This is a genomic window from Mycoplasma sp. 21DD0573, assembly GCF_034863425.1.
Taxonomy (GTDB): domain Bacteria; phylum Bacillota_I; class Bacilli_A; order Mycoplasmatales; family Metamycoplasmataceae; genus Mycoplasmopsis.
Genome location: NZ_JAYFEZ010000023.1, coordinates 1 through 2,033 on the forward strand (window position 1 = coordinate 1; position 2,033 = coordinate 2,033).

Genomic DNA, 2,033 nt, shown 5'->3' on the forward strand with positions numbered 1-2,033 from the left:
AAACAAAAAGTAGACAGTTTTTTATTTTCTGTCTACTTTTCTTGTCCTAGTTTAAGTGTTGAAAACTTTAATCAGTTTTTTCTTAACATTATTGTAAACCTTCTTTCTTTAAGATTAAATTATTAATTTAGTCGCCAGTCTATAATTTATCTTTACATTTAAACAGTCTTGGTTGTTTTCTTGCATTTTTTGTTTTAAACTTCCTATAGTGAAGATGCTTAAAATTAATTTTGCATTTTTCATAATATATCTCCTTACTTTTATTATATTCTTTTTAAGTAAAATAAAACAAATTATTCAAAAATATTTAACTTATTTTTGATGCTTATTATAGAAATGTAACTAAAATGGCTTTAGTATTTGTTTTGCTTTTTTAAGCTTAAATTTCCTTGAATATCAGATATAAGATTCCTTTTTTCATCTCGGATGCATAAATGAATGTATAATTAAATACCATACATTAATGAGGGGTATTATGTCACTATTTAGAAGCTTAAATGCTAACTTATGAAAATATATAAGTAGTATTTCATTATCATCAATCGGGTCAGAAGCATTTAAATTAGCTTCTAGTTTATATATTTACAAAATAACTGGTGATTTCTGATTAGTTACATTGTTGTACTTATTAGTACAATTACCATCATTGATCATTTATGCAATCTCGTCAAAAATTGTTAAGTTACTTCCTGATAGAGTTGCTCTTCTTATTTGTGATATTGCTAGTTCAATATTGTTGATAATACCTTTAGGAACTTATTTTGCATTTATCAATAATTTATCTACACATACGTTTTCAATTGTTTTAATTGTGACAAGTACACTTTTAGGAACTGTTCATTCCTATAGATTTATACACCTTAAGAATATTCTTTACTTTTTAGCAAAAGATAAAAATGAGTTAAATAAATTTAACATCGGTAACTCATTTGCCATATCAATTGGATTAGTTTTATCTCCAATATTGTCACTTCTTCTTTATAAGTATTTACCTTTCTATTCTTTAGTTATTTTTAATATGGTAACTTACATATTATCCGGTTTACTTTATTGAAGTTTAAAAACTAAACCAGAAATGACTGTTTTTGTGGATAAAGCAAAAGCAAATGATAAATCACATAAGATTTTAAGTTCTAAATTTAAGCTATTTTCATGAATATTCATATTATCATCATCATTAGTAATTGGAATATTCTTATTTCCTAAACAATCAGGAGTTATTCAATTTTTCAAATGAGTTGGTGATTATAAATATGAGGATTGAAGTTTCTATTTCACAATTGTTTTAGCTCTATTCAGTCTAGTTGGTGTAATTGTTGTTTTCTTATTAAATAAATACAAAGTAAAAATTGATCTTAGATGAATAATTTTTGGAATGTTTATATTGAGCATCATTTGAATTTCATTATCATTCATTTCAAACAAACAATTTATTTTAATTAGTTACTTTTCGATTAATGCACTACAACAATTGGTATTTAGTATGTTCTTACCAGGATTTTATAGTAAGTCATATCAATTATTTGAAAAAGATAAGTTCCATTTACAAAACGGGTTATCGATAGTGTTCAGGATTATTATGTCTTCATTATTAATAATTGCACTTACAGCAATTAACAATTTAGCTGGATACTTATGAACTTACATTACATATTCAATAATAGTTATATTTTGTGGAGTGATTGCTATAGTTTCATATACCAGAATTAATAAGTTGGACAAACTGCCTACTATTAAGAAACTTGACAATTTATGAGTTTTATAATTTAGGAAGATTAATTTTTCATATGAAATTTAAAGTAAAATGATGCAATTAATCTTTAAGCATTTTAAACATTGAAAAGAGATTATCGCATTTAATAAACTAGAATAAGAAAAGTAGACAGAAAATAAAAAATGTCTACTTTTTGTTTGCAATAAAAGAAAGAATTTTACGAGTAACTGGGTGATTAAAACGCTATCCAAGATTACATTTGATGATATAAGGGTGAAAAGTTTTCGAACTATGTTAAATTGAAAAACACCTCAACAAT

General features: G+C 24.5%; 2 protein-coding genes. One reads left to right on the forward strand and one right to left on the reverse strand.

The genetic code is table 4. The features are described from left to right. Nucleotides 1-114 precede the first annotated feature (114 nt). Nucleotides 115-243, reverse strand: coding sequence for a hypothetical protein (locus tag VBM86_RS02990; protein ID WP_323189808.1), 129 nt, complete (start codon nucleotides 241-243; stop codon nucleotides 115-117). A 232-nt stretch (nucleotides 244-475) separates the two neighbouring features. On the opposite strand from VBM86_RS02990, the gene VBM86_RS02995 reads away from it, so the two are divergent. Continuing rightward, nucleotides 476-1,765, forward strand: coding sequence for an MFS transporter (locus VBM86_RS02995; RefSeq protein ID WP_323189809.1), 1,290 nt, complete (start codon nucleotides 476-478; stop codon nucleotides 1,763-1,765). Nucleotides 1,766-2,033: the final 268 nt, after the last annotated feature.